Raw genomic sequence first — 2,270 nt, 5'->3', positions numbered from 1 at the left:
GTGCCGGGCAGCGGGCCGGGCGCGATGCGGCGCTGCCAGGCCCAGTCCCGCTGGCCGGCGCGCTCGCGGCCCGCAGCTGGCGCCGGTGGCTGCCGCTCCAGCATCGCCTCCAGCGCCTGGTTGCGCGCCACGATGGCGGCCAGCTGCCGGTCCGCCAGCGTGACAGCGCTGGCCAGCGACACGCCAGAGAGGCGCACCAGCGCCACGGCAGCGAGACCGAAGATGGCCAGCGCCACCATCACCTCGATGAGGCTGAAGCCCGTTTCCTCAGGCCAAGATTCAGGCGGGCCCGGCATGCACGCCTCCCGCCGCGTCGATGGTCACCGCCGCCGCGCCGTCATTGCCGCTGAGCAGCAGCCGCGCCGGGCTGGCAAGGCCGGTGGCGTCGAAATCAATGGGGCCTTCGGGGCTTGCCACCAGCGCCAACCCGGCGGGCAGGGTCAGCCCGGCCATCGCGGCTTCGGGTGGTGCCTGCCAGCCGGCGGGCGTCGCCACCAGCAGCGTAATGCCGCCAGCCGCGGGGGCCAGCCGCACCGGCCGGCCGCTGACAATGGCGAGGTCGCGGGCCGCAACGGCCCGCGCCGCCAGTCGCTCCGCTGCCGTACGCGCGCTGTCCCGGCCATCGGGCAGGCCGAGCACGATGGCGGCACTGGCGATGCCGATGATCAGCATCGCCACCACCAGCTCCACGAGTGTGAAGCCGGCATCACGGGCGGGCCGCTCAGAGATTCCAGTTGCCGATGTCATCGGCCTCGGCTCCCGGTCCGGACTGGCCATCGGGGCCCATCGACCAGACGTCGAACAGCCCGTGCCGTCCGGGGCTGGCATATTGATAGGGCCGGCCCCACGGATCGTTAGGCAGCCGGCTGACATAGCCGCCGGGGCGATAGCGTTCGGGGTTGGCGAGATCGGTCGGCGCGCTCTTCAGCGCGGCCAGCCCCTGCGCGGTGCTGGGCAGCGCCATGTGATCGGCACGATAACTGGTGAGCGCTGTTTCCAGCGACGCGATGTCGGCCTTGGCGCGGGTCTGCGCGGCGCGGTCGACATCGGGCAGCACGTTTATCACCACCACCGTGGTCAGGATGCCGATGATGACGATCACCACCATCAGCTCGATGAGGGTGAAGCCCTCTTCCCGTTTGCGCGTGCGTGTCATGCGGCGGCCAGGCTTTCGAGTTGCAGGATGGGCAGCAGGATGGCCAGCACGATGGTGGCGACCGCCGCGCCCATCACGAGGATGATCGCCGGTTCCAGCAGCGCCAGCGCCGAGCGGGTGACGGCATCGAATTCGCGCTCCAGCGCTTCGGCGCCGCGCTCCAGCATCAGGTCGAGCCGGCCGGCGCTTTCCCCGCCCGCCACCATGGCCACCAGCAGTGGTGGCAGCACGTCGGCGCGGCGCATGGCGGCGGTCAGGCTGGCGCCCTCGCGGATGTCCCCGGCCATGGCCACCACGCGGGCGCGCACTTCATGATTGGCAATCGTCGGCCCGGTCAGCGCCAGGCCATCGACCAGCGGCACCCGGGCCGCCACCATCATGGCCAGCGTGCGCGCCAGCCGCGCCGCCTGCCAGTCGCGGATCAGCCGGCCAACCACCGGCAGGGTGAGCAGACGCGCATCGAAGCGGCGGCGGAAATCCTCATCCTTCAGCGCCCGGGCGAACAGCGCCGCAGCGCCTGCCAGCACCAGCAGGATCGCCCACCAGCCGGCCGCCAGCAGGCCGGAGACCGCCATCACCATTCGGGTGAGCAGCGGCAGGGTCTGGCCGATATCGGCGAACTGCTCGGCGATGCGCGGCACCACGAAGATCATCAGCGCCGCCACTGCCAACGTCGCCACAACAGCGAGTGCCGCCGGATAGGCCAGCGCGGCGCGCACCCGGCCATTCAGTTCGGCCTGGCGCTCGAGCAGCGCGGCCAGCCGCTCCAGCACCTGCGGCAGCGTGCCGGCGCTCTCGCCGGCGGCGACCATGGCGCGATAGAGCGCCGGGAAGCTGGCCGCTTCCAGCGCCATCGCGTCGGACAGGCGGCGGCCTTCGACCACGGCGCCGTGGACCGTTGCCAGCACCGTGCGGCTGCGCTCGGCCTCGGCCTGGCGCACGATGGTGCGCAGCGCCTCCTCGAGCGGGATCACCGCCGCCAGCGTGGCAAGCTGGCGGGTGAAGAGGGAGAGCGCATCGGCCTTGAGCGGCTTGTGGCGCGGCGGCGCAGCGGCGGTGGTCGCGGCAGTGTCCAGGGCAGCGCTGGCCGCCGGCTCCAGCCGCGTGGCGAACA

4 protein-coding genes are annotated in these 2,270 nt (G+C 72.5%); all 4 read right to left on the bottom strand.

The window, feature by feature from the left end; all coding sequences use genetic code 11:
• The coding region (gspI, locus tag GJV64_RS13765; protein WP_164157965.1) for a type II secretion system minor pseudopilin GspI at positions 1–296 on the bottom strand (296 nt) is incomplete at its 3' end.
• Positions 280–747, bottom strand: coding sequence for a GspH/FimT family pseudopilin (locus GJV64_RS13760; RefSeq protein ID WP_164157967.1), 468 nt, complete (start codon positions 745–747; stop codon positions 280–282). The genes GJV64_RS13760 and gspI, both read right to left, overlap by 17 nt.
• Positions 722–1,156 carry a type II secretion system major pseudopilin GspG gene (gspG, locus tag GJV64_RS13755; protein WP_164157964.1) on the bottom strand — a complete coding sequence of 145 codons (435 nt, stop codon included), beginning with the start codon at positions 1,154–1,156 and terminating at the stop codon, positions 722–724. Before gspG ends, GJV64_RS13760 begins: the two co-directional genes overlap by 26 nt.
• The coding region (locus GJV64_RS13750) for a type II secretion system F family protein (RefSeq protein WP_164157962.1) at positions 1,153–2,270 on the bottom strand (1,118 nt) is incomplete at its 5' end. The genes GJV64_RS13750 and gspG, both read right to left, overlap by 4 nt.

Origin of the sequence: Sandarakinorhabdus rubra (assembly GCF_010994245.1) — a bacterium.
Classification (GTDB): Bacteria; Pseudomonadota; Alphaproteobacteria; order Sphingomonadales; family Sphingomonadaceae; genus Sandarakinorhabdus; species Sandarakinorhabdus rubra.
This window is presented reverse-complemented; position numbering and strand designations above follow the sequence as displayed.